The organism is Roseovarius azorensis, assembly GCF_900109455.1.
GTDB lineage: Bacteria > Pseudomonadota > Alphaproteobacteria > Rhodobacterales > Rhodobacteraceae > Roseovarius > Roseovarius azorensis.
The window spans coordinates 113,005-134,832 of record NZ_FOAG01000007.1 but is presented as its reverse complement, the minus strand read 5'-3'; the positions used below and the strand labels follow the sequence as shown (position 1 = coordinate 134,832).

The 21,828-nt window shown below is 61.2% G+C and carries 20 protein-coding genes and 1 pseudogene; 6 read left to right on the top strand and 15 right to left on the bottom strand.

Features of this window, described 5'->3' with window-relative positions:
* Positions 1 to 305: 305 nt before the first annotated feature.
* A complete protein-coding gene (locus BSG08_RS12100) occupies positions 306 to 650 on the bottom strand; it encodes an ArsR/SmtB family transcription factor (RefSeq protein ID WP_093037117.1) in 345 nt (114 codons plus the stop codon).
* Between the two features lie 56 nt (positions 651 to 706).
* Here BSG08_RS12100 and BSG08_RS12095 point away from each other — a divergent pair, with 56 nt between their 5' ends.
* Genes BSG08_RS12095 through BSG08_RS12085 form a run of 3 tightly spaced genes read left to right on the top strand, consistent with a single transcriptional unit; the run spans position 707 to position 3,303 of the window.
* A complete protein-coding gene (locus BSG08_RS12095; protein ID WP_093037114.1) occupies positions 707 to 1,555 on the top strand; it encodes a cation efflux transmembrane domain-containing protein in 849 nt (282 codons plus the stop codon).
* Positions 1,552 to 2,052, top strand: a complete 501-nt coding sequence (gene lspA / locus BSG08_RS12090; RefSeq protein WP_093037111.1) for a signal peptidase II — start codon at positions 1,552 to 1,554, stop codon at positions 2,050 to 2,052. Before BSG08_RS12095 ends, lspA begins: the two co-directional genes overlap by 4 nt.
* Before the next feature lie 3 nt (positions 2,053 to 2,055).
* Positions 2,056 to 3,303, top strand: coding sequence for a cytochrome P450 (locus BSG08_RS12085; protein WP_093037108.1), 1,248 nt, complete (start codon positions 2,056 to 2,058; stop codon positions 3,301 to 3,303).
* Here the strand turns inward: BSG08_RS12085 and BSG08_RS12080 are convergent.
* From BSG08_RS12080 to BSG08_RS12055, 5 genes are all read right to left on the bottom strand, one after another.
* On the bottom strand, positions 3,287 to 3,946 hold the full coding sequence (locus tag BSG08_RS12080; RefSeq protein WP_093037106.1) for a cation diffusion facilitator family transporter: 660 nt from the start codon (positions 3,944 to 3,946) through the stop codon (positions 3,287 to 3,289). The two genes, BSG08_RS12085 and BSG08_RS12080, sit on opposite strands and share 17 nt — an antisense overlap.
* Positions 3,947 to 4,057: 111 nt before the next feature.
* On the bottom strand, positions 4,058 to 4,672 hold the full coding sequence (locus tag BSG08_RS12075) for a class I SAM-dependent methyltransferase (RefSeq protein WP_093037104.1): 615 nt from the start codon (positions 4,670 to 4,672) through the stop codon (positions 4,058 to 4,060).
* A gap of 256 nt (positions 4,673 to 4,928) precedes the next feature.
* On the bottom strand, positions 4,929 to 5,720 hold the full coding sequence (locus BSG08_RS12065) for a TniQ family protein (protein ID WP_093037357.1): 792 nt from the start codon (positions 5,718 to 5,720) through the stop codon (positions 4,929 to 4,931).
* Positions 5,717 to 6,598 carry a TniB family NTP-binding protein gene (locus tag BSG08_RS12060; protein ID WP_093037101.1) on the bottom strand — a complete coding sequence of 294 codons (882 nt, stop codon included), beginning with the start codon at positions 6,596 to 6,598 and terminating at the stop codon, positions 5,717 to 5,719. Before BSG08_RS12060 ends, BSG08_RS12065 begins: the two co-directional genes overlap by 4 nt.
* Position 6,599: 1 nt before the next feature.
* The gene (locus BSG08_RS12055; protein WP_139274568.1) at positions 6,600 to 8,234 is read right to left on the bottom strand and encodes a Mu transposase C-terminal domain-containing protein; all 1,635 of its coding nucleotides are present in this window, start codon (positions 8,232 to 8,234) and stop codon (positions 6,600 to 6,602) included.
* A 177-nt stretch (positions 8,235 to 8,411) separates the two neighbouring features.
* On the opposite strand from BSG08_RS12055, the pseudogene BSG08_RS12050 reads away from it, so the two are divergent.
* Positions 8,412 to 8,669 (top strand): annotated as a pseudogene (locus BSG08_RS12050) (integrase core domain-containing protein); the annotation flags it as partial.
* Positions 8,670 to 8,920: 251 nt separating this feature from the next.
* On the opposite strand, the gene BSG08_RS12045 reads toward BSG08_RS12050, so the two are convergent.
* The 4 genes from BSG08_RS12045 to BSG08_RS12030 are packed head-to-tail and all read right to left on the bottom strand — an operon-like array spanning position 8,921 to position 13,839.
* Positions 8,921 to 10,024, bottom strand: coding sequence for an ABC transporter permease (locus BSG08_RS12045; RefSeq protein ID WP_093037098.1), 1,104 nt, complete (start codon positions 10,022 to 10,024; stop codon positions 8,921 to 8,923).
* On the bottom strand, positions 10,024 to 11,118 hold the full coding sequence (locus BSG08_RS12040; protein ID WP_093037095.1) for an ABC transporter permease: 1,095 nt from the start codon (positions 11,116 to 11,118) through the stop codon (positions 10,024 to 10,026). The genes BSG08_RS12045 and BSG08_RS12040 overlap by 1 nt, the downstream gene beginning before the upstream one ends.
* Complete coding sequence (locus tag BSG08_RS12035) at positions 11,115 to 12,869, bottom strand: ATP-binding cassette domain-containing protein (RefSeq protein WP_217649895.1); 1,755 nt, start codon at positions 12,867 to 12,869, stop codon at positions 11,115 to 11,117. Before BSG08_RS12035 ends, BSG08_RS12040 begins: the two co-directional genes overlap by 4 nt.
* A 10-nt stretch (positions 12,870 to 12,879) precedes the next feature.
* The gene (locus BSG08_RS12030; RefSeq protein ID WP_093037093.1) at positions 12,880 to 13,839 is read right to left on the bottom strand and encodes an HlyD family secretion protein; all 960 of its coding nucleotides are present in this window, start codon (positions 13,837 to 13,839) and stop codon (positions 12,880 to 12,882) included.
* Positions 13,840 to 14,704: 865 nt separating this feature from the next.
* On the opposite strand from BSG08_RS12030, the gene BSG08_RS19945 reads away from it, so the two are divergent.
* Together BSG08_RS19945 and BSG08_RS19940 are read left to right on the top strand one after the other, a co-directional pair.
* The gene (locus BSG08_RS19945; RefSeq protein WP_425439283.1) at positions 14,705 to 15,013 is read left to right on the top strand and encodes a transposase; all 309 of its coding nucleotides are present in this window, start codon (positions 14,705 to 14,707) and stop codon (positions 15,011 to 15,013) included.
* Positions 15,014 to 15,017: 4 nt separating this feature from the next.
* On the top strand, positions 15,018 to 15,239 hold the full coding sequence (locus BSG08_RS19940; protein WP_425439287.1) for a hypothetical protein: 222 nt from the start codon (positions 15,018 to 15,020) through the stop codon (positions 15,237 to 15,239).
* Between the two features lie 134 nt (positions 15,240 to 15,373).
* Here the strand turns inward: BSG08_RS19940 and BSG08_RS12015 are convergent, their stop codons facing one another.
* The 5 genes from BSG08_RS12015 to BSG08_RS11995 form a co-directional block, all read right to left on the bottom strand.
* Positions 15,374 to 16,486 carry an ABC transporter permease gene (locus BSG08_RS12015; protein ID WP_008282866.1) on the bottom strand — a complete coding sequence of 371 codons (1,113 nt, stop codon included), beginning with the start codon at positions 16,484 to 16,486 and terminating at the stop codon, positions 15,374 to 15,376.
* A gap of 3 nt (positions 16,487 to 16,489) precedes the next feature.
* Complete coding sequence (gene rbbA, locus BSG08_RS12010) at positions 16,490 to 19,231, bottom strand: ribosome-associated ATPase/putative transporter RbbA (RefSeq protein WP_065334264.1); 2,742 nt, start codon at positions 19,229 to 19,231, stop codon at positions 16,490 to 16,492.
* A complete protein-coding gene (locus BSG08_RS12005; RefSeq protein ID WP_245770680.1) occupies positions 19,228 to 20,295 on the bottom strand; it encodes an HlyD family secretion protein in 1,068 nt (355 codons plus the stop codon). Before BSG08_RS12005 ends, rbbA begins: the two co-directional genes overlap by 4 nt.
* 110 nt (positions 20,296 to 20,405) lie before the next feature.
* Positions 20,406 to 20,894, bottom strand: a complete 489-nt coding sequence (locus BSG08_RS12000; RefSeq protein ID WP_036050122.1) for a luciferase domain-containing protein — start codon at positions 20,892 to 20,894, stop codon at positions 20,406 to 20,408.
* Between the two features lie 23 nt (positions 20,895 to 20,917).
* Positions 20,918 to 21,811, bottom strand: coding sequence for an NAD(P)H-binding protein (locus BSG08_RS11995; protein WP_065334271.1), 894 nt, complete (start codon positions 21,809 to 21,811; stop codon positions 20,918 to 20,920).
* Between the last annotated feature and the right edge of the window lie 17 nt (positions 21,812 to 21,828).

Here is a 21,828-nt window from a genome sequence, read left to right as displayed (position 1 = left end):
GCTCGGACCCAAGACACTCGGGGTCGAAATACCAAAGGAGACGCACCACAAATCCTGCTAAGAAAAACTAAGGTGGCGTGCGCTGTCGCAGTCGAAGGGATGTTCGCGAAGAGCGTCCTAGCCGAGAACCTGGGCGCCTTCCGCGGGAGGGCCCGATGTTCTGTGTTCGGGGCCGGTGCTCTTCATTGGTTGACAGAATATTGCCGAAAATCACGACTCTGTCTGACGTTAATCAGAACAATTAGCTGAATAAGGGCCAAATCACAGCGATGTTGGCACCTGATCGAAGGCCGCGACATCTTGAATCACATCCCGCGATAGTTCTCACAGGCCTCAACCCCCGCAGCGACGACATCGAGAAGCGCATCTACATCGGTCAATAGCGTGGTAATGCGCGGGCTGCTGATGCGGTAACGGACAAACCTGCCATTTCGATCGCTGGAAACAAGCCCGCACTCCAGCAAACATCGCAAGTGATTGGAGACGTTGGGTTGTGATAGACCCGTGCGGGCGACGAGTTCGTGAACGACCATCGGACCTTCTGACAAGACGTCCAGGATTGCCAACCGACTGGGGTCCGCGAAGCCGCGAAGCAACTTTGCGCGCTGTTCAATAGTGGCGGTCTTGCGGTCCACAGCAAACTGCGTCATATCATTTCTCACTGATGTATTAGTTCTCCATCCACTTTAGCAGGAGAGCCGCGATAATGGCCAACACAGAAAACACACAACTAGAAGTCTCTGCCGTCCGGTACCGGGTCTCCGGCATGGACTGCGCCAAGGATGCCGCACAGATCGAGCGGGCGGCGCATGCGGCCGGGGTCGCACCTAACGATGTCAAGGTGTCGGCCGCGACGCACATCATGACACTAAACGCCCCCGAAGTGCGTCTGCCGGACATCGAAAAGGCCGTGGCGGTGACCGGCTACGGCTTTGACCGGATCGAGGGCGATGGAGACATTCCGCCGAATCCGGCCCATCAGGACCCGGCCTACCGACGCGCGCTCTGGATCGTCGTGATCCTGAATGTTGGTTATGGCGTCCTTGAAATGATCGGTGGGTTCATCGCCGGGTCGCAGGCCGTGAAGGCGGATGCGCTTGATTTCGTCGGCGACGGCGCAATCACCTTCCTCGGCCTGCTGGCCATCGGCTGGAGCTTGGTCTGGCGTGCGCGCTCGGCCCTGGTTCAGGGCATTTTCCTCGGACTTCTCGGCCTTGGTGTCCTCGGCACAACCATCTTGCGGGTTTTCGAACAGACGACGCCAGATGCGGGCCTCATGGGCCTGCTCGGCATGATCGCTCTTGTCGTCAATGTCGTCTCCGTTCTGCCGCTTCTTCGATTCCGTAAGGGCGACGCGAACATGCGGGCCGTCTGGCTATTCTCGCGCAACGATGCCATCGGCAATGCGGCGGTTGTCATCGCCGCCGGTCTCGTGGCGTGGCTGGGCAGCGCGTGGCCCGACCTTATCGTCGCCTTTGGTATCGCCGGACTGTTCCTGCATTCGTCTTGGGCGATTATCCGCGACGCGCGGGCCGATCTGAAGGCGGCGGCATGAACACTCGCGTTCTCGGTGGGCTCTGCGCAATCGCTGCGCTCGGTCTCGATCAGGGCACCAAGGCTCTTGCCATGAACACCCCGGCGCTAGAGAACGGCGTCGAGCTTCTGCCCTTCCTCAATCTTGTTCGGGTTCTTAACGATGGAGTCAGTTTTGGCATACTCGGCGGGGTCGTACCGTGGTGGGGTCTGATCGCACTTGCTGCCGTGATCGTAGCATGGTTGCTGATCTGGCTGTGGAAGGCTCCGGACAGGCTGACAGGTGCGGCGCTCGGTCTGATCATCGGAGGCGCGCTTGGCAATATCCTCGACCGACTTCGCTATCAGGCCGTCCCTGACTTTCTCGACTTCCATTACGGGTCATACCACTGGCCATCCTTCAATCTCGCAGACGTAGCAATCTTCTGCGGCGCGGCCCTGCTGTTCTGGGACAGCTTCCGCTCTGCGAAGGACAAGCCTGGTCAGGGTCAACGCAAGGAAAACACAACGGGGATGTAATCCATGTTCAGCATACCATCTGCGAAAGGCTTTGACAGCACACTCACCCTGCTGCGAAATCCGTATGGGTTCATCTCTCAGACCTGCCGCGCGCTCGACACAGATTTGTTTGAAACCCGCATCCTCCTTCAAGAGACGATCTGCATGACCGGGTCGGCGGCTGCGAAAGTTTTCTATTCCGAGGATAAACTGGTTCGCCAAGGCTCGATGCCAAGCCGCATACAGAAGACCCTGCTGGGCGAAGGCGGCGTTCAGGGATTGGACGGCGCTGGCCACCAGCACCGCAAGAAGATGTTCATGTCGCTGATGGGGACCGAGCATATAGCCGCGCTTCAGGGAATGTCGCTTCACATGCTGGACAACTATGCGCCGGACTGGGAGGCGAGGAACGAAGTCGTTTTCTACGACGAAGTGCGCGAAATGCTCACGAGAGCCGTTTGCGCCTGGTGTGGGGTTCCGCTTACCGAGGCGGAGGTGGCGACTCGAACGGCGCAACTTACAGCGCTTTTTGAGGGCGCCGGTGCCATCGGCCCGAAACACTGGACTGCACGTCTGGCGCGTCACCGCCTGGAAAAATGGTCAGCACGGATGATTCAACAGGTGCATGAAGGCGAGCTTCAGCCGACGCAGGAAAGCGCCCTTCATGTCATCGCGACGTGGCGTGATCTCGACGGCGCGATGCTGCCCCCGAAAGTAGCCGCCGTGGAGTTGTTGAACGTCTTGCGCCCGACCGTGGCGGTGTCCGTTTTCATTGTTCAGACGGCGCACGCCTTGCACCGGTATCCGGAATGGCAGGAAAAACTGCGGAACGACGAAGGACTGCTCGAACCCTTCGTGCAGGAGGTCCGCCGCCTCTATCCGTTCTTCCCTGCGGTGGCGGCACTGATAGAAAGCGCTTTCGAGTGGCAAGGGTATCGCTTTCCGGAAGGGCGCAGGGTCCTGCTCGACCTCTGTGGCACGAACACCGATCCGCGTTCATGGGATGCGCCGCTTGAGTTCCGCCCCGAGCGGTTTCGGAGCCGCGCCGAAGACCCCTACGGCTTCATTCCACAGGGCGGCGGCGACCACTACACGAACCACCGCTGTCCGGGCGAGTGGATCGCGATCAGCCAGATGAAGGCGTTTTGCAGATATCTTGTGAACGACATCAAATACGATGTGCAGGATCAGGATTTGGAGCTGGGCACGGGAGAGCTGCCACCCCTGCCCGAGAACCGGTTCATCATGCGCAACGTCAGGCGTCGGCAGTAGCTTCGGCCTCGTCCGGATCGACAGACCGCGCGTCTTTCGTGGCCTCGAATGCCTCCCACGCAACGTAGGGCACGATCAGAAGCGCCGCGACCGGATCGGCCCACCACCAGCCCATCCATTGCGTCAGCCCAATCCCGGCTAAGACTACAACGGTCTGGTATTCGCAGATCAGGGTATCCTTGGCATCGTATTTCAGGGCAGGTGAATCGAGCCGCTTGCCGTAGCGATATTTGCCCCAAGCCAGCAGCGGATTGACGACCAAAGAGACAAACAGGATCGCAATCCCCCACCAGTTGAAGCCCGGTGCCTCCTGCGAGATGAAAGCGGACACCGCCTCGTAGAGGATTGCCGCGACGACGATCCAGAAAGCACAGGCGACGACATAGAGTGCGACTTTCTTGCGATGCAGGACCGTGCGCTTGTCAGCACCATTCTTCTCTCCCTTCAAGCGCCAGATCAGCGTTGCGGCCGAGGTGGCTTCGACCGTGCTGTCGAGACCCCAACTCACCAGAGCTGCGCTACCGGTCAGAAGTCCCACAGTGACGGATACGACGACCTCGATGACGTTGTAAACAAAGCTCGCGATCTCGACACGAATGCCGCGCGTCAGATTGGTTTGCCGGTTATCTTGTTGACTACTCATACCAACTCATCAACGCCGAACCTGCAGCAAAAGTTCGAGGCCAAATCGGTTAATTTGCCAACAGAATTGCGCCGGGCTAACAAAAGCCGATGTTGTTTTTCTCAAGTTTCCTCAGTAGAGCCGAGCTTGTCCATCATACATGAAAACAAAGGGTTTCGGCCCTTTCGCGTAGCCGGTGTCGAGGCGCTTCATGCGGAAGCCGTTCTGTTCGACCAGGGTGTCTGTCGGGCGGTCAAGGTGACAGTTTCCGGCACAACGTTTCCAGGCAGGCGTGAGCCAGCGCTGCCAACGCCGGACACCGGGTTCCGGCGCTGTTCCATGCCCGACGAAGCGGAAGACGCCATCAGGCTTGAGAACGCGCCGGATCTCAGTCAGCACCTTCTCCGGCTCCGACACGCTGCAGAGCGTCCAGGTGGCGACGACGCAGTCGACGCTGCGATCTTCCAGCGGCAATGCTTCGGCCACGCCCTCGATCATCTCCGTTGTCGGCGTCAAGCCCTGAGAAGCCTGCGCGGCGCGCTGAAGGAGTTCCGGTGAAGGGTCCACGCCGACGATCTGATCCACAGCGTCGGGGTAGAGCGCGAGGTTCAGGCCCGAGCCGATCCCGATCTCCAGAACGCGTCCCCTCGCACCGGAGACGGCGCGCTGTCGGTAGGGAAGAAGCTGGTCCTGACTCATGGTGAGATGAGTGAGGCCTGGGAGGATGTGTTTTTCGTAGAACCGCATGAGCTGTTACCCTATTCGTCCAAGAACCGGAAATGCATCAAGCATCCAGTATGACAGCGCGCTCAACTGTCCTGTTATCATAGCCACACCCACGAGGATCATCACGACGCCTGCAATCTGGTGGAGGCGACGGCCGATCCGGCCTATGGCCCGGAGGCGGCTCGCAATCTGATCAGTGAAACCGGCAACGATCAGAAACGGTTGTCGCTTTGCCTTTAAATCTGAGACATGGCGCTTTGAGCGTCGAGTTTTGTCCTTAACTGTGAGATTCGGCTGTCTTTGGTCCTGTGCTTCTGGCGCGCTGTTGCGCAACATGATCAACTGCGGCAAGCAGACGTGGCTCTCTCTCGAAGGCGCGCAACAGAGCAATTCTTACATAGTCGTCGGCACCGGCGCTGGATATGGCCGCTTTTATCAGCGGACGAGACTGGGCCGCAGCGATCGCCGCAAGGCAGAACAGCCTCACTTCCGGTCTGGGGCTCTGAAGAGCGAATAACGGATCCCCGCGGACGGCCTTGAGCGACATGCCAAAGGTGACCGCGCGCATCGCACGTCGAAGTAGGTTGGGGCGGTTTGACGTCGCTGCGTGCTCAAGCAGCCCTGCCCCGCAGCGCGCACGGTCTATCAGTTTTTCAGGCAACTTTTCGTCACCGGGCTTTGCGAGGCTCCGAACAAGTAGGGTCCCGCAAAATTGGCAATCAAATGCCCAGGATCGCCGCCAATGCCTGAGCGAGAGGCCGCGTCGGGAACACTCGGGGCAAGACTGGAAAGGAACTTGCGCTGTGAGCATCATCTCCATTTTCGTCATTGCCCTAAAAGTCATTGACTGCACGGTGTCGGGATCGACACGCGCAGCGATAGATATCTTTTCCGCATCGGCCGCCTCAACGTCGAAGTCCAGGGCGGCGCCATGTCGTGTATCGATCTCGATATGGGCCAGCAGTTCCGCGTCATTACAGTAGTTGGCCGCAGCCAGCCGAGACAACCAACCTGACAACAACTCGTCTGGCAGCGGCGCGACAGTCTTTGGCAGCGGGCGCGGCTTCACACCCGGGACTTCTCGAGCCGCCGCCCAGCGGACGCGTGACGCGACCAAACCGGCGTCCATTTTGCGATTGCGTCATCGGTGATGCATTCATCACCAGTGACAATGGCGTCGATGGAAAGATCCTTGATCAGGGCGAAGATGCGCGAGGTCACCCCACCGGTCAGTGCAAGCATCTGCTTGAGCGACTTGACCTTCAGATTGGATTTCTTCTCGAGGGGCATTGCCGCGATGAGTGTTTGAATCATGTCCGAGAACTCGGCATCGTCGCGCCAGTTTGGCAGGTGATGTTCGTCCAGCCGCCTGGCAAGCTGGAGATCACCACGGATGGCATCGACGGCCTCGCTGACCCCGAGGCATACCAGCGACACTTCGAGTTCATTGCTGAGATACCGCAGAACATTGAGAAAGCGGCGCTGTTCGCGGTGGGTCCCGGCCAAAAGATTGTGGACCTCGTCGATCATGATCATCCGCAGGCCAAGGTCGCGCAAGAGTGCGATGACACGGACTTCGAGGGAAGCCACATTTTGAGCGCGGGCGCTCAGTGCCGTCGCCGGGGCGCCGACGGCGGCCAAGATGTGCAGATAGAACCGCCGTTCGTCGGGTGCGGGCGGCGCTTGCAACAGCAGAAGCGGTGTGCGCGTGATGCCTGACGGCGGATCGTATTCTGGTGCGTACTTGCGCGACAGGTTTCGGGCGATCATCGTCTTTCCGATCCCGGACGCGCCATGCACAAGAAGGCCAGGCATACGGGTTTGCCTTGGCGCCTCGATCATACCCTGCAAACGGTCCAGCACTTGTTCGGCCCGCGGAAAGCCGATCCAAATGTCCGATTGAATGAGGGCGATCCGACCGTCTTCCTCAGTTGTCCCTGCCGTCAATTCACCATCTCTCTACCTTGAACAATGGGCGCGATGTATCACCCGTATCGATCGCGCGCAGCCCTTCGGTTGTCGCGACAGCCGAGTTGGCGCCCTCCAATGTCCCTTTTCTTTCACGGGATCGGCGTTCGGCCTTCGTGAGGCCCCGGCTTTCAGCTTCGATCTGGCGTTGCTGTCGGATCAGCTCAGCCAGGACCAGCTCATTGGACCCGGACTTGCCAAGTGCACGGGCCTTCCTCATGGCTTCGCGATATTCCCAGAGCGGCACGGGCGGAATTTCCAGGTTTCTGTAACGCGCCTCAACATATCGGCCATCGTCCAATTCGACCCAGATCATTGAGATATCGCGAGGGTCGTAGCGAACGACCACCTTCCCATCGCTGCGCCCAATGTGGCCTGCAAGAGCATCCGACCAGTACCGTATCTGAAACAGATGGATGCCGTCACGCCTGACCTTGCGCAATTCGCTCGGCAAGAAGCTCACCCGAAAGGCTTCCATCTCGAAGGGGATGTCGCCCATCATTTGCTCTGAGAGCGCCTCCCATTTGGCGACGGGCGTACAGCCAAGACTTGAATGAATGCTGTTGTTGTAGCGGCAGATTTCCAGGGCAAACCAGCGATCGAAGTCGCCTAAAGTCATCGTGGCCATGCCTTCGGCATCGTAGTCGCCCTTGGCCACGACCGAGGATTGCGTTGTTCCAGGCAACAGGTGCACGGCCCCCATCATCGTGCCGATCAATCGTTCGATGTGCCCTCCGAAATGAGGACTGCCTGGCGGCCGATAGACCAGATCGATCCCCCATTCCGCACATGCCGACCGAAAGGCATGCGACCGGAAATCGCGCCCGTTATCGACGTGGATGCTATGCGGTTTACCCTGCGCGGGCCAAGGAACATTGCACACCAATTCCGCCAGAAGTTCCGCCTTGGGGGCCACAGCCTGTGTCAGGCAAAGCGCCACTGACAGACGCGAAGGGGCCTCCAGAGAGGTGTAGTATCCAGTTACCATCCGCGTTGCGATGTCGATCGCCAGCGTGACCCAAGGCCGCCCAATTGGTTGGCGTTCAAAGCTGTCGACAAGAATGATGTCCGCCGGCGTATGATCAATTTGGACGATCTCCAGTGGCACACTGGCCTTGACCTCACCTGTGACCGGCGCAAATTTCTGGCGGGCCACCTTTGCGCCCTCTCGTGCTTTCGCAACTTCGCGGGCATCCATCGCATCCAGACGACGCTGAACCGTCCGCCGTGTCGGCGGCTGCAAGCCTTGTTGCCAGCACGCGCTGCGGATTTCTGTCACGACGCGCGACAGGCTCGAACGCTCCCGGCGCAAGAAATAACGGCGAAGATGTTCTTCGATCACCGCTTCAACTTTGCCGGATATCAAAGTTGTTCCAGTCGGGCGGCCCCGTTTCCGCGGCACCAGAGCGCTCGTGCGCCCACCCTCTTCGGCCAGCCGCTTTAACCAACGCCATACCGTAGCCCTGCTGACACCGAGTTCCCAAACGGCATCATTGATGCCACTTTCCAGACCGCCAGTACCTTTCAGATATGCCTGAACAAGCGGACGCAGCACTGCAGCCCTGCGCGCCTCTTCTGCACCAACGGCAACTGAGTCTTCGCCATCATTTTCCATCGATATCTGCCGCACAAGCCTGTGAACCCTGTCTCAGGTTTAAGGGCAAAAATATCGGAATTAAAGGCAAAATCTCATATTTAAGGGCAAAACACAGTCGTTGAATTCATTGAATTTCTCATCTCACAATTAAGGGCTACGCGACAACCGCCAAGAAAAACGCCTGATAACAAGGCGTTGATCCACCACTCAGATCGCGGATCTCAATATCTGTCGATCAAATACACCGAGCGGCTCATCGAAGTGGGTATCGATCCATCGGTCGGAACTGTGGGCGATTCCTATGACAATGCGCTTGCAGAATGTGTCATCGAGCTGTTCAAGACCGAGGTCATCAACCAGATCGGCCCATGGAAATCGATGCGCGAGGTCGAGTGGGAAACCCTCAAATGGGTGGATTGGTATAACAACCGCCGCCTGCTCGGCCCCATCGGATAGCCGGTTTCAGATTGCCTCGCAGCATCACATCACAGGGTGGCCGGATGTCCCGGAATCGGCGGCCGGATGATCCCGGAATACGCAATGGACACCCAATTTCGGTTCAGACATCCGGGATGCCTCCTTTTTTCAATCAAAGAATGGTGGCCAGACTGATCCCGGCCGAGATGAAAACGACGAGGATCAGCAGCAAGGGCCAGACGAAGACGACCCAGCGGTCGAAAGATACGCGTCCGATCGCCAGACCACTATGGCTTGCCGCGCCGAAAGATGAGCATCGCTATGGCGAAAAGAGGCGCGCCGATCGCCAGGAGCGCGAGCGCCTGCGGCCAAAGCTCGGACAGGCCTATCCCTTTCAGGAACACGCCGAGGATCACGTCCATGTAATGGCGCAGCGGGCTCCCGAGAGAGAGAGTCTGCAACAGCGCGGGCATGCTTTCAACGGGTGCAAGTGTCCCGGAGAGGAACATCAACGGGAACAAGCTGAAAAAGCTTAGCAAAAGGGCCTGCTGCAATGTTCGGCTCACGCTTGCGATCAGCACGCCCAGCGAAATCGCGCTCACAAGGAATACGGCAGTGAGCGCAAGGAAGAGAAGGATGCTGCCCCGCATGGGCACGCCGAACCACCAGACGATCAAGAGGCTCGGGAATATCGAGAGGAGCCCGATAACGAGTGTCGGGAAGGTCTTGGCGACGAAGAGCTCCGCCGTGCCGATCGGCGTCACCTGGAGCTGCTCGATAGTGCCGGTTTCTTTTTCGCGGACGATGGAGGCCGCTGGATGGATCACCCCCACCATCATGGCGGCAAGCGCAATCATGGAGAGCACCACGAATGAGGTGTAGGTCTGGTCAGGGTTGTACCAGACCCGGACGACCGGCTGGACACCCCCTCCGGACACCGCTGCGATTGTCGGAGCCGCCCGGAAACGGTTGACGATCTCAAGCGCATAACCGCGGGCCTGTGCCGCCATGTTAGAATTGGTCCCGTCAAGGATTACCTGCAAGGTAGGCGCGTCGCCCCGCGCCAGATCATGCTGGAAGCGTTCCGGGATGACGAGCGCAACACGGGCCCGGCCCGTCTGAAGCCAATCTGTCGCCGCAGGCGCGCTGGCGGGATACCCGGCGGGCGCGAACGCGTCTGTTACCATAAAGCTTTCGACCAGGGCGCGACTCGCTGATGTCTGATCGAGGTCGACGACGGCGAGCGGCATGTCATTGACTTCGAAGGACAGGGCGTAGGCGCAGATGACCACCTCGATCGTGTAAAGCCAGAGGATCAAGACCAGCATCACGCGGTCGCGCAGCAACTGAATCATCTCCTTTACAAGGAGGCCCGCAAGCCGCGTGCCCATCACACCACCTTCTTTCGAAACCGCCACACTGCGAGCGCGAAGATGATCGCCGTATAGGCGAAGAGAAGCAGGACCGAGGGCCAGAGTTCCGGCAACCCAGCGCCCTTGAGCACGACGCCCCGCGAGAAGTCCACGAAATATTGCACCGGGAACAGGCGCGTATAGAGCTGGAGGACATATGGCATGGTGAATATTGGGAACAGGAATCCCGAGAACAGAAACGACGGCATCAGCGTCACGATAAGCGCCAGTAACATGGCGACGAGTTGGCTATTGGTGACCGTGGAAACCAGGAGCCCAATGCCGACGGTGCAAAAGACATAGACGAGTCCCACCAGAAGCAGGAGGCCGATGCTGCCACGCAGCGGAACATCGAACCACAGGAAGCCCACGGCGATAACCATGACGATCTGAACAAAGGCAATAAGGCCATAGGGCACGAGCTTGCCGGTCAGATACTCAGCCGGCGTAAGTGGTGATGCGAAGATCTGCTGAATCGAACCGCTTTCCTTTTCACGGGTGATGGCAAGCGCCGTCAGAAGAGGTGGAAACGCCATCAAGATCACGCCGAACAAGCCTGGAATCACGAAAGTTACGCTGCGCAACGCCGGGTTATACCAGACGCGGGCCTCAACGTGGACGCTCGGGGACGCCTCACTATGAAAATCCGAGACGATGGCTGCTGCGTAGGCTGCGACGAGGTTGGCAGTGGCGGAATAAGTGCCGTCCACGAGCACCTGGACAGGTGCCGTTCCATCGCGGGCGAGGGTGTTCTGGAACTTCGGCGGGATAACGAGCGCGAGTTTGACTGTGCCACGCTGCAGCCCCTTCTCGACATCCCGATCATCAGTGAAATCCTGTGCGAGCTGGAAGTAGCCGCTCTGAATGAAACGATCGACCAGTGCCCGGCTGTCCGGGGACCGGTCCTGGTCGAAAACCCCCATGGGAACGTTGTCCACGTCGAGCGAGATCGCATAACCAAACAGGAAGAGCATCAGTAACGGCATGAGAAGGGCGATCACGACCGTGATGGGATCGCGAACTATCTCGGTCGTTTCCTTTTCAACAATAGCGGCTATACGGCTGAATTTCATCCTGCTTCCTCGATTGGCCGAACTGCCTGCGTGCGCTCCCGCTCGATATAGGCAAGAAACACGTCCTCGATCGTTTCCAGACCATCTTGCGGCAGGCCGGCGCGCAAGGCCGCGAGGTCGCCCGCCGCGATCAGGCGGCCCTCGTACATGAGCCCGAGGCGGTGGCAGTAGGCGGCCTCCTCCAGATAATGCGTCGTAACGAGCACAGCTGTGCCGGCCGCAGCCAGCGTGTTGACGAGACGCCAGAAGCGGGAACGCGCCTGGGGATCGACCCCGGAGGTCGGCTCGTCAAGGAACAGGACGGCCGGACGGTGCAGGATGCCGCAGGCGAGTGCAAGCCGCTGGCGCACGGGGCCGGAAAGGCCGGAGACACTTTCGTCCGCGAGGCCATGGAGCCCGGTGACGGCGCTTGCCCAGGCTATGGCCTCTCGGGCCGGGCGGCGCTTTATCCCGTAGGCGCTGGCGAAGAATGCAAGATTCTCATGCACGGTGAGATCGTGGTAAAGCGAGAAACGCTGGGACATGTAGCCGATACGCTGGCGCAAACGGCGCGGTTGCGAAGCAATGTCGATACCCACGACGCGCGCGGTCCCGCTCGAAGGCGGCAAAAGGCCGCAGAGCATGCGGATGAGTGTGGTCTTGCCGGCGCCGTTCGGGCCGAGCAGGCCGAAGATTTCTCCGGGGTTCACCTCGAAGGTGACATCGTCTACAGCGACAAAATCACCAAAGCGGCGGGTCAGCCGGCGCGTTTCCACACTCTGGGCCGGTTCGCGATGACCCTTCGAAGCGGCAAGCCGGGCGACTTCTGCAATGCCTGTCGGAACCTCGGTACGCTCGCCCTTGCGCAGGACAACGAAGACATCCTCCATCGAAGGCGTGGCCGGTTCCACCCGTCCGAGCTGTTCGAGCTGTTTGCGTAACTCGTTCGAAAGACCCTTGGCCGACTCCACAACAAAGCGGAGGTCCGTCGGCCGCCACTGGCTTCCCAGCATCTCCGGAGCCTCACTCAAGACATCCTCGACCGCGACCGGATTGTCCGTTTCCACCTGAAAGACAGCTCCCTGCGCGCGAGCACGCAGCGCGTCGGGCGTCCCTTGCGCGGTTATCGAACCGTGGTCGAGGAAAGCGACGTGATCGCACATTTCCGCCTCGTCCATGTAGGATGTTGCAAAGACAATCGTCGCACCCTCGTGCCGGAAGTCTTCCAGCATCCGCCAGAGTTCGCGGCGCGAGAGCGGGTCCACCCCAAGGCCGGGCTCGTCGAGGAGAAGCAGGGGCGGCTGATGAATCAGGTTGGTGCAGAGGGCGAGCTTCTTGCGCATGCCGCCCGACAGTGTGCCCTCCCGGCGATGAAGAAAGGGGGTGAGCGCGGCCATCGCGAGGAGGCGCTCGCTCCTTGCGGCGTACACAGCCCGAGGCACGGCGCGCACCTTGCCGGCGAAGGCCAGGTTCTCCGCGACGGTCAGGTGATCATAGAGCGTGAAGCCTTGCGCCATGTAGCCAATCCGGGACGTGACTTCGGAGGCTTGCCGTACTGTGTCGAAGCCGAGGACCCGGCAGTTGCCCTCACTCGGATCGAGAATGGCGGCCAAGAGTTGAAGGAGTGTCGTCTTGCCCGCCCCATCAGGCCCGACGAGACCAAAGATCTCGCCCCGCGCAATTCGCAGATCGATTGCACTGATGGCCCGAGCGTGGCCGAACCGCCGGCCCAGTCCCTCGGTTTCAATCATGTTGTCGCCCGCGCCGCTCATCGCCCCCGCCTCACTGCGGAACGAAGAGTTGCGGTGGCCATCGCGTGCCGGAATCCCAAAGTATCCAGGCATCAGCAGGCATGCCGGGCTTGAGCACACCATCAGGATTGCCAAGAACGAGCGTCAGGCCGAAAACCATGCGCGTCCGCTCCTCCGGCATGTGGATATCGCGGGGCGTGAACTGCGCCTGCTGATCGACCCGCGCAACCCGCCCTTCGAACAGACGGTCGGGAAAGGCGTCCACCCGAACGCGCGCGGAGGCGTCGAGCTTGACCTTGCCGATGTCCTTCTCGGGAATGAAAACCTTGAGTTCGATGCGAGAAAGGTCGGCCAGGATAGCCACCGTTCGACCTTGCTGGGCGAACTCTCCCACCTCTATCGTCTTCGCCAGAACGGTCCCGGAGACCGGTGTGAAAACGCGCGTCTTTTTCAGTTGGTTCGCCACAACGGCAAGCTCCTTGCGCGCGGCTTCGATCCGGCCTTCGGTGGCGCCGATCTCCGCTTCCAAAGCGCCAACCCGGCCCTGGGCATTCCGGAACGCGTTTTCCGCCTGCTCGACCCGCTGTGGCGTCACGGTACCCCGCCTGCCAAGTTCCCGGTAGCGGGAGAGCTCACGCTCGGCAATCTCATAGTGATGGCGCCAGACCTGCAGCTCGCGCTCCGCCTGTTCGCGCTCCCGCCGTCGCGCCTCGACCCCGGCCTCGGCTTGCTCTTTGCGCAGGATGAAATCGGCGTCATCGAGTCGAAGCAGGAGGTCGCCTTTGGTGACGGTTACACCTTCGTCAATCCCACTCTCGACGACACGGCCCGCGACCTCGACGGCCACCCGCACTTCCGTACCTTCGATGTGGCCGTTGCCGTAAAGCAACTGTTCAGGAAGCGGCGCTGGCCGCAAATAGAGGAACAAGCCATAAGAGCCGCCAGCAATGATGGCCAGCAACAGCGCGCTCAAGAGCCATGTATTTCTCACGCGGGCGTCCTCCTTCGTTCTCCTTGTTTATATCAGCGCCAGGGAATTGTTACTATGCGTGATCGTATTCCGTGTCGAACTCACTCACGGTTCCCGGCGCGATGTCTCCAGGAAGCGAAGAGGCACGACTTCCCATGCGCCACCAATCTGGGCCATGGCCGGGCTTTCCGTCCTGGCGCTTGCTGCCGGGCTGCTGATGGTCCGGGTATTCGCGGGGCCGTGAGGTGCAGGCGCACATGACGCCGGGGCGAATGTAACGCGCGAACATTGATCCAGATTAATACCTGCGCAATCGAAAGCCTTATGATAACATAGGGGCGAGGGGAGATTCCGGGTCGGCCATGACGGGACGACGCATCACCTTGTCCTTGAAGAAAGTGCTGTCGGCAAGATCGCCGGTGCTGCACTTTCTCATCGTTGTGGCCATGGTGGTTTCGGCGACGTTGGGCCAGATCCACAACGACGAGGCGTCGGTGTCATCCGACCTATTGTAGGCGCGTCGCTTGACCGGCATGTGGATAGGTCAGCGGCTCCTGCAAGCAGTCCGTCAGGTCACTGCATGTCGGGTGCCAGCTGTTCCGGCGCGGTGCTTCCGGCGACGCTGGAAGCGCCCCTGCCGATTGCGATACGATCCAGTTCGTATTCCGTCATACGTGAGAGACCCGCGACCGGCTCTGTTGCACAAATTCCGTGAGGGATTCATCTTGTGAATCCAGTGTGGTAGCTGGACTGCATGAGCAGACCCATCCCCCCGCCTACAAGACCAGGAACTGGACGGCCTATAACGAAGCGCTCAAGCGCCGTGGCTCGCTATCGATCTGGTTCGATCCCGCCATGACCTGGGAAGCCGCGCCCAACGGTAAGCGTGGTCGCCCGCCCGACTACAGCGGTGAGGAGGGTCGGAAACAGTCCGGGGGACTGCTTCCCGACGAACCCGATCCAGACCTACCTGACGATGAAAGTTCTGTTCGGCATGGCGCTCAGGCAGACGACCGGGTTTGTCGAGAGCCTTCTGCGCCTGATCGGCCTTGACTGGGCGGTGCCCGATTTCAGCACGCTGTCACGTCGCCAGAAAACCCTGACGTCTCGAACCAGTGGCGTTCGTGCCCTCACTCCCGCCCCGCAAGAACGTCAAATCCTAGAAACCCGACACCGTCGGCGCAGTCGACCGTAACGAAATCCTGCGGAGATCGAAGCGCGGCGGAAGGACCATCTGGCGACGATGGAGCGGCTATCACCGCCGAAGCCGCGTCGAAACAAAGATGCATTGCGTGAAGCAGCTCGGCCAACGCTTGAGCGCGAGGGGTTTTGACCGTCAAGTCGCTGAGTTCCAGGTCCGCGTCGCCATGCTGAACGGCTTCTCCGCGCTCGGCATACCCATCACAGAGGCCGCAGGATGAGTCTGCCCAGGGAAAGGGGCCCCTCGGCCATCAGCCGATTTGTGCAACAGAGTCGCAAAAGGTCGTCAAGGAGTCTGAGCTTTCCACCAAGGCTGAACAAGTATAGCCGAAAAGCGGTTACGCCGCCCCCGCAGTCAGCGCAGAAAGGCGCGGAACCGGTGCAGGGCGAAGGCGAACATCACCGACCCGATCAGCATCAGCGCCACAAGTTGCGGCCAGACCACGGACAGCCCGGCCCCGCGGAACAAGACCCCTTGTGCCAGCGCGATGAAATGCGTGTTGGGGGCCGCGAGCATGATGTATTGCACGGCTTGGGGCATCGACTCGCGCGGGGTGACGCCGCCCGACAGGATATCGAGCGGCAACAGCACCAGCAAAAGCAGCATGGCAAACTGCGGCATAGAGCCTGCGATGGTGGCCAGCAGGATGCCCATCGAGGTCGTTGCAAAAAGGTGCAACGCCGCGCCCACAAGATAGAGCGCAACCGATCCCCCGATCGGGATACCCATCCCCGCCTGAACCACCAGAGTGAGCGAAAGCGCCGTCGCCACCAGCACCACGCTGCCCATGCTGAGCACCTTGCTCGTCATGATCTCGGCGGCGGTCACGGGCATGACCAGCAGATGTTCCAACGTGCCGTGGTCGCGCTCACGGATCAGGGCGGCACCCGAAAGGATGATGGACAGCATGGTCACCGTACTGATGACCGAGGTCACCGCCCCGAACCAGGCCGGGTCGAGCGAGGGGTTGAAACGGGCCCGAACGGCCAGATCAACCGGCATCCCGACCGGGGCGGCATCGCGTGCCAGCCATCCGGCAATCTCCTGATTGACAATGGCGCTGATACTACCCGCCCCGGTAAAGGCCTGGCTGACCCGTGTCGCATCGACATTGAGCTGTAATTCGGGCCGGTTCCCGGCCAGCAGGTCGCGCTGGAACTCGGGCGGGATCACCAGCGAAAAGGTGTCGATCCCGGCATCCATCCGCGCATCCATTTGCGCGATGTCGATCTGGGCGGGCGGCATGAAATACGGCGGCAGGAACGCATCGGCCACCCGCCGCGACAGCGGCGAGGCGTCTTCGTCCACGATCCCGATCGTGGCGCTGTTGAGCGATTCGGGGATGGCGGTCGCGCTGACATAGACGTCGAGCGTGAAGGCATAGGCGACCAGCACCATCAGAAGCGGATCGCGCAACAGCCCGCGAATTTCCTTCAACGACAGTTGCAGAACATGCCTGAGCCGCATCGGTTATTTCTCCTGTTTGCGCACGAAGATGGCACCCAGCAGCACCACCACGGGCACAAGCGCCAGCATCGGCAGGAAAGACCCGCCCAGATCATCGAACCCCAGTGCCTTGGAAAAGGTCCCGCGCGAGATGGTGACGAAATGGCTGGTGGGATAGATTTCACCGATCACCCGACCCATGCCGTCCATTGACGCAACCGGATCGATGATGCCACCATATTGCATCGCCGGGATAAGCGTCGCCATGAAGGTGAAGAACAGCGCCGTGACCTGGCTTTGGGTGAAGGCGGAAATCAGCAGGCCCAGCCCGGTGGCCAGCACGACATAGATCAGCGCCCCGAGCGAAAGCGCGAGCAGGCTGCCCTTGACCGGCACCCCGAAGACCACCACCGCCAGCGCCAACAGCAAAAGGTAATTCATGAAACCCAGAACGACATAGGGCACCTGTTTGCCCAGCAGGAATTCCAGCCGTCGCGCCGGGGTGACATAAAGATTGACGATCGAACCCGTTTCCTTTTCGCGGGCCACGGACAGGACGGCCAGCGTGGCCGGAATCAGCATCAGCAACAGCGGGATCATCGCGGGCACCATGGCCGCCAGGCTCTCGACATCGGGGTTGTAGCGGTAGCGCACCTCAAGCGTGAAGTTACCCGCCACCGCTTGATCGCCAAAGACCTGACGCATCTGCTCGGTCAGCCAGTGGGCGTGCATCCCCTGGATATACCCGCGCACCGTATCGGCGCGCATCGGCATGGCCCCGTCGAACCACGCGCCAATGGCGACGGGGCGGCCGCGTTCAAGATCCGCGGCGAACCCCGGCGGAATTTCCAGAGCCAGACTGATTTCACCCGCCCGCATCCGGTAGTCAAGATCGGCATGATCGACAAGCGGCGGTTCCTCGTCAAAGTAACGCGACCCGGCCAGGTCGTTGACATAGGATTGGCTAAGGATGCTCCGATCGAAATCGAGTGCCGCGAATTTGAGGTTTTCGACATCCATGGACACGCCATAGCCCAGCACGATCATCAGGATCACGCTGCCGAGGCTGGCAAGCGTCAGGCGGATCGGATCGCGGCGCAACTCCAGCGACTCGCGCCATGAAAAGCTCAGCAGCCGCGCCAGGCTGAACCCCCCGCGCCGCCGCCGGGCGGAGGTGGCGGGCCCGGCGGAAAGCTCTTCTTTCATCTCGGGCGCAGGCGGGGTATCCTGATCCTGCGCGCGTTGCAGATGGTGGACAAAGGCATCGTCCAGCGTCTCTGCGCCGACCTCCTCGCGGATCGCTTCGGGCGTGTCGCTTACAAGCACGCGGCCCTGGTGCATCAGCGAAATCCTGTCGCAGCGCGTGGCCTCGGCCATGTAATGGGTGGAGATGAAGATCGTCACGCCATCGTTTCGGGACAGATCTATCAGCGATTGCCAGAAGATATCGCGCGCCACAGGGTCCACCCCCGATGTCGGCTCGTCTAGGATCAGGATTTCGGGGCGATGGATCAGCGCGACCGCCAGCGACAGGCGCTGACGAATACCCAGCGGCAGGCGCATCGGCAGGCTGTCGAGCACGTCTTCAAGATCGAACCGCTCAGCGAGTTCCGCGATCCGCGGCACGATCTCTGCGGATGTCATGTCGAAAAGCTGCCCGTGCAGATCAAGGTTCTGCCGCACCGTCAGCTCGGAATAAAGCGAGAAGGATTGCGTCATGTAGCCGATGCGCTTGCGGGTGGCCATGTCATGGGCATCGACCTTGCGACCGTAAATCTTCGTGGTGCCGTCACTCGGATCCAGCAGCCCGGTCAGCGCCTTCATGGTGGTGGTCTTGCCGCACCCGTTGGAGCCCAGAAAGCCGAAGATCTCGCCCCGCTTGATGCGAAAGCTCACCTGGTCCACAGCTGTGAAATCGCCAAACCGCACGGTAAGGTTCTCGGCCTCGATGACGTTTTCCCCGTCGGACGCCGGATCGCGCGGCGGGATGCTCAGGTCTTTGTGGCGGCTGCGGTTTTCCTCGGGCAGAAGTGCGATGAAGGCCGCATCCAGATCAGCGGCACCGGTGCGTTCCAGGATTTCGGCCGTGCTGCCGGTCGCCAGAACCTTGCCCGCGTCCATCGCCACCAGGTGATCGAAGCGCGCGGCCTCTTCCATATAGGCGCTCGACACCAGCAGGCTCATATGTGGGCGATCAGCGCGGATTCGGTCGATCAGGGCCCAGAATTCGCGCCGCGACAGCGGATCGACGCCGGTGGTCGGCTCATCAAGAACCAGAAGGTCGGGGTCGTGGATCAGCGCGCAGCACAGGCCCAGCTTCTGCTTCATCCCGCCCGAAAGCTTGGCCGCCGCGCGGTCGGCAAACGGGGCGAGACCGGTCGCCTTGAGCAGTTCGTCGATCCGCTGCGCGCGTTCCTGCGCGCCCTCGCCAAAAAGGCGCCCGAAAAAATCGACATTTTCGCGGACCGAAAGCGTCGGGTAAAGGTTCCGCCCCAGCCCCTGCGGCATATAGGCGATGCGCGGGGCGATGCGCGCGCGATGCCCGGCGCGGGCCATGTCGCCCCCCAGCACCTCGAGCCGCCCTTTCTGCATCCGCCGCGCCCCGACGATCAGCGCCAGAAGGCTCGACTTTCCCACGCCGTCCGGCCCGATGACGCCGACGGAACGGCCTGACGGCAGGTCGATCGAAACATCGTCCACGGCCCGGGTCTTGCCATAGCGGAGCGAGAGCCCCTCGGCACGCACCGCAGGCATGGAATCGGTCATTCCAGCACCTTGCCCTGCGCCGCCGCCGGCCAGGGCGCGGTCGGGTCAAGCCGCACCCAGGCGACGCCGGGAAGCCCGGTCTTGATCTGATCGAGATACCGCGCCAGCAGCTCCGGCGCGATCCTGGCCCGCACCCTGAACATCAGCTTCTCGCGCTCGATTTCCGTCTCGACCGTCTTGGGCGTGAACTGCGCCACGTCCGACACGAAGGAAACGCTGGCGGGGATGACGATGCCGGGTGCCGCATCCAGCAGCAAGCGCACCTCGGTTCCCAGCCCGATACGCCCCGCATCCGCCGTCGAAAGGAAAAACGTCATGTAAACGTCGTTGAGGTCCAGCATGTTGACAACGCGACCGCCGGCCCCCACGACTTCGCCCGCACGCGCGACGATATATTGCACCCGTCCGGCACGCGGCGCTTTCAATGTGCTGTCCTCAATCTGCACGTCGATTGCCTCGATCGTCGCCCGGGCCGCGGTCACCGAAGCTTCGGCCCCAATGACCGAGGCTTTCGCCGAAGAGACCCCGGCCCGCGCCGCCGCAAGCGACGCCTGTGCAGAGGCAACCGCCGCCGCGGCGCCAAAGGCATTGGCCCGATCGATCTCGAACTGCCGTTCGGATGTGATGCTGTTCTGCGTCAGAGACTCGGAGCGCTCATACTGGCGCCGCGCGACATCCTCCTCCGCGCGGCGCTGTTCCAGAACGGCCTCGGCCGCGCGCACTTCGGCCGCGCGCTGTTCGACAAGCAGCGTAGCGTTTTCCACGGCGATTTCGGCGCGGCGCAGTTCTGCCACCATCTGGTTGCGATTGGCCTGCAATTGCCGCGTGTCGAGCTCGGCCAGCAGCGCGCCCGCCGCGACGAGTTCCCCTTCGTTCACAAGCACGGTGTCAATCCGCCCGGGCAGCTTGGCCGCAACGTCGATTTCGACCGCTTCGATCCGCCCGTTGCCGCGCGCGAATCCTTCCGCGTCCGTATCGGAGCGGGTGCTTTGCCAGAGCAAAAAGCCGGATACGGCGACAGCGATGACGATCGCGGCTATGATAACGGGGCTGGGTTTTGCCACTGTATACTCGCTTGCTGTGATGATTCGGGCGTCCTTATTGTTCTTGCGACGCGCTTGAACCCTAGATCATCCGCATAGGGCTTCACAACCGGATTGAACGGCGCATCCCGTCACAGAACGACGTTGTCCACCCGTCCGAGCCGACCACTGGCAAAGTCATAGGACAGGCCCAGAAGGCCGAGAACGGTTTCGATTTCTGCTGCGTTTCTGGGCGCATAGACCATGACAGCGGTTGGCGGGATCATGCCCGCCGCGGCCATCGGATGCGGTTCTGCCCAGCCCAGATCAATGATTTTCGGCACTGCGTCCTCGGGCAGCATCATGTGCAGGCTGCCGTCCTGCGGTGGATGGACATGGGCGAATTCCCTGCCGACCATGAACGCCTCACGGCAACCGCATCCGCGCCCGTGTTCGAGGCAGAGCGCCTCTGCGCCCGGCACCGAGATCATCGAGGGCTGGCGGATGACAAAGGGAAAATCAAAGGCCCGTTCCCTGAACGCCCGAACCGTTGCGGCATCCGGGTTCTGGGAAATCTGGGTATGCGGGGCACAAGGCGTGGTCGCAGGCCTAGGCCCCTCGCGCGGCGGTATCTTCAGCATGACGGGGCCTCCTTGGGTGTCGTTTACGCCTGCCCGCTCAGTGCGGGCGTGTTGGCCAGCAGGAAATCGCGGACCGATTGTGGCTTTTGCCCGGTCAGCTTTTTCACGTCATCCGAGGCCACGTCGAGATTCCCCTTGGCAACGGCGACATCGAAGGAGGAGAAGACATTCGCCATGAACTCCGGCAGGCCGTGTTCCTTCATCGCCTCAACCAAGGCGTCGCGCGTGATCGGGACGTAGGGGATCTCCTTGCCGGCAACTTGGGACAGTATCGCGGCGATCTCGGCATGGCCGACGGCCTCGGGTCCGGTGATGTCGCGCAGGGTCGATCCGATCTCGGACAACAGGGCCGCTGCGGCGGCGCGGGCGCAATCGGCGCGCGTGACATAGCCCGCCTTGCCGTCACCCGCCGCCGCGTAAAGCGCCCCCGCGCCAATCGCCTGCGCCCCGCTCATCAGCAAGAGATCGGCGTAAAGACAGTTGCGCAGGATCGTGTGCGGGAGGCCGGTCTGCTTGATCAGCGCCTCGCTCTCGCGGTGATCGGCGGCAAAGGTGATCGGGCTGCTTTCATCTGGATTGGTGAGCGACGTATAGACGATATGCGTTACACCGGCCTCCTGCGCGGCGGCGATTGCATTGCGATGCGCGGCAAGCCGCTTGCCCGGCTCAAGGTCGTCCGTCGAGATGATCAGCAGCCGCCCGCCACCGGCAAAGGCCGCGCCAAGCGTGGCCGGATCATTGAAATCGCCCGCCCTGACCTCAACCCCGCGCGCGCGCAAATCGGCGAGCTTGTCGGGCGTGCGGGTGATGGCGACAACGGGATTCGCGCCCTTCGCAAGCAGGTTCTCGACGACCTGACGGCCAAGCTGACCGGAGGCGCCGGTGACGATGAAGGGGCCTTGGATGCTATCGGACATCTTGTGGTTCTCCTTTT

Excerpts from the sequence above, each read along its gene's own strand:
- BSG08_RS12045 (WP_093037098.1), bottom strand. The coding sequence starts at position 10,024 with ATGGGCACGCGGCTTGCGGGCCTCCTTGTAAAGGAGATGATTCAGTTG.
- BSG08_RS12085 (WP_093037108.1), top strand. The coding sequence starts at position 2,056 with ATGTTCAGCATACCATCTGCGAAAGGCTTTGACAGCACACTCACCCTG.
- BSG08_RS12080 (WP_093037106.1), bottom strand. The coding sequence starts at position 3,946 with ATGAGTAGTCAACAAGATAACCGGCAAACCAATCTGACGCGCGGCATT.
- BSG08_RS12100 (WP_093037117.1), bottom strand. The coding sequence starts at position 650 with ATGACGCAGTTTGCTGTGGACCGCAAGACCGCCACTATTGAACAGCGC.
- BSG08_RS12075 (WP_093037104.1), bottom strand. The coding sequence starts at position 4,672 with ATGCGGTTCTACGAAAAACACATCCTCCCAGGCCTCACTCATCTCACC.
- BSG08_RS12040 (WP_093037095.1), bottom strand. The coding sequence starts at position 11,118 with ATGAAATTCAGCCGTATAGCCGCTATTGTTGAAAAGGAAACGACCGAG.
- BSG08_RS11995 (WP_065334271.1), bottom strand. The coding sequence starts at position 21,811 with ATGTCCGATAGCATCCAAGGCCCCTTCATCGTCACCGGCGCCTCCGGT.
- BSG08_RS12000 (WP_036050122.1), bottom strand. The coding sequence starts at position 20,894 with ATGCTGAAGATACCGCCGCGCGAGGGGCCTAGGCCTGCGACCACGCCT.
- rbbA (WP_065334264.1), bottom strand. The coding sequence starts at position 19,231 with ATGACCGATTCCATGCCTGCGGTGCGTGCCGAGGGGCTCTCGCTCCGC.
- BSG08_RS12055 (WP_139274568.1), bottom strand. The coding sequence starts at position 8,234 with ATGGAAAATGATGGCGAAGACTCAGTTGCCGTTGGTGCAGAAGAGGCG.
- BSG08_RS12095 (WP_093037114.1), top strand. The coding sequence starts at position 707 with ATGGCCAACACAGAAAACACACAACTAGAAGTCTCTGCCGTCCGGTAC.
- BSG08_RS12035 (WP_217649895.1), bottom strand. The coding sequence starts at position 12,869 with ATGAGCGGCGCGGGCGACAACATGATTGAAACCGAGGGACTGGGCCGG.
- BSG08_RS12015 (WP_008282866.1), bottom strand. The coding sequence starts at position 16,486 with ATGCGGCTCAGGCATGTTCTGCAACTGTCGTTGAAGGAAATTCGCGGG.
- lspA (WP_093037111.1), top strand. The coding sequence starts at position 1,552 with ATGAACACTCGCGTTCTCGGTGGGCTCTGCGCAATCGCTGCGCTCGGT.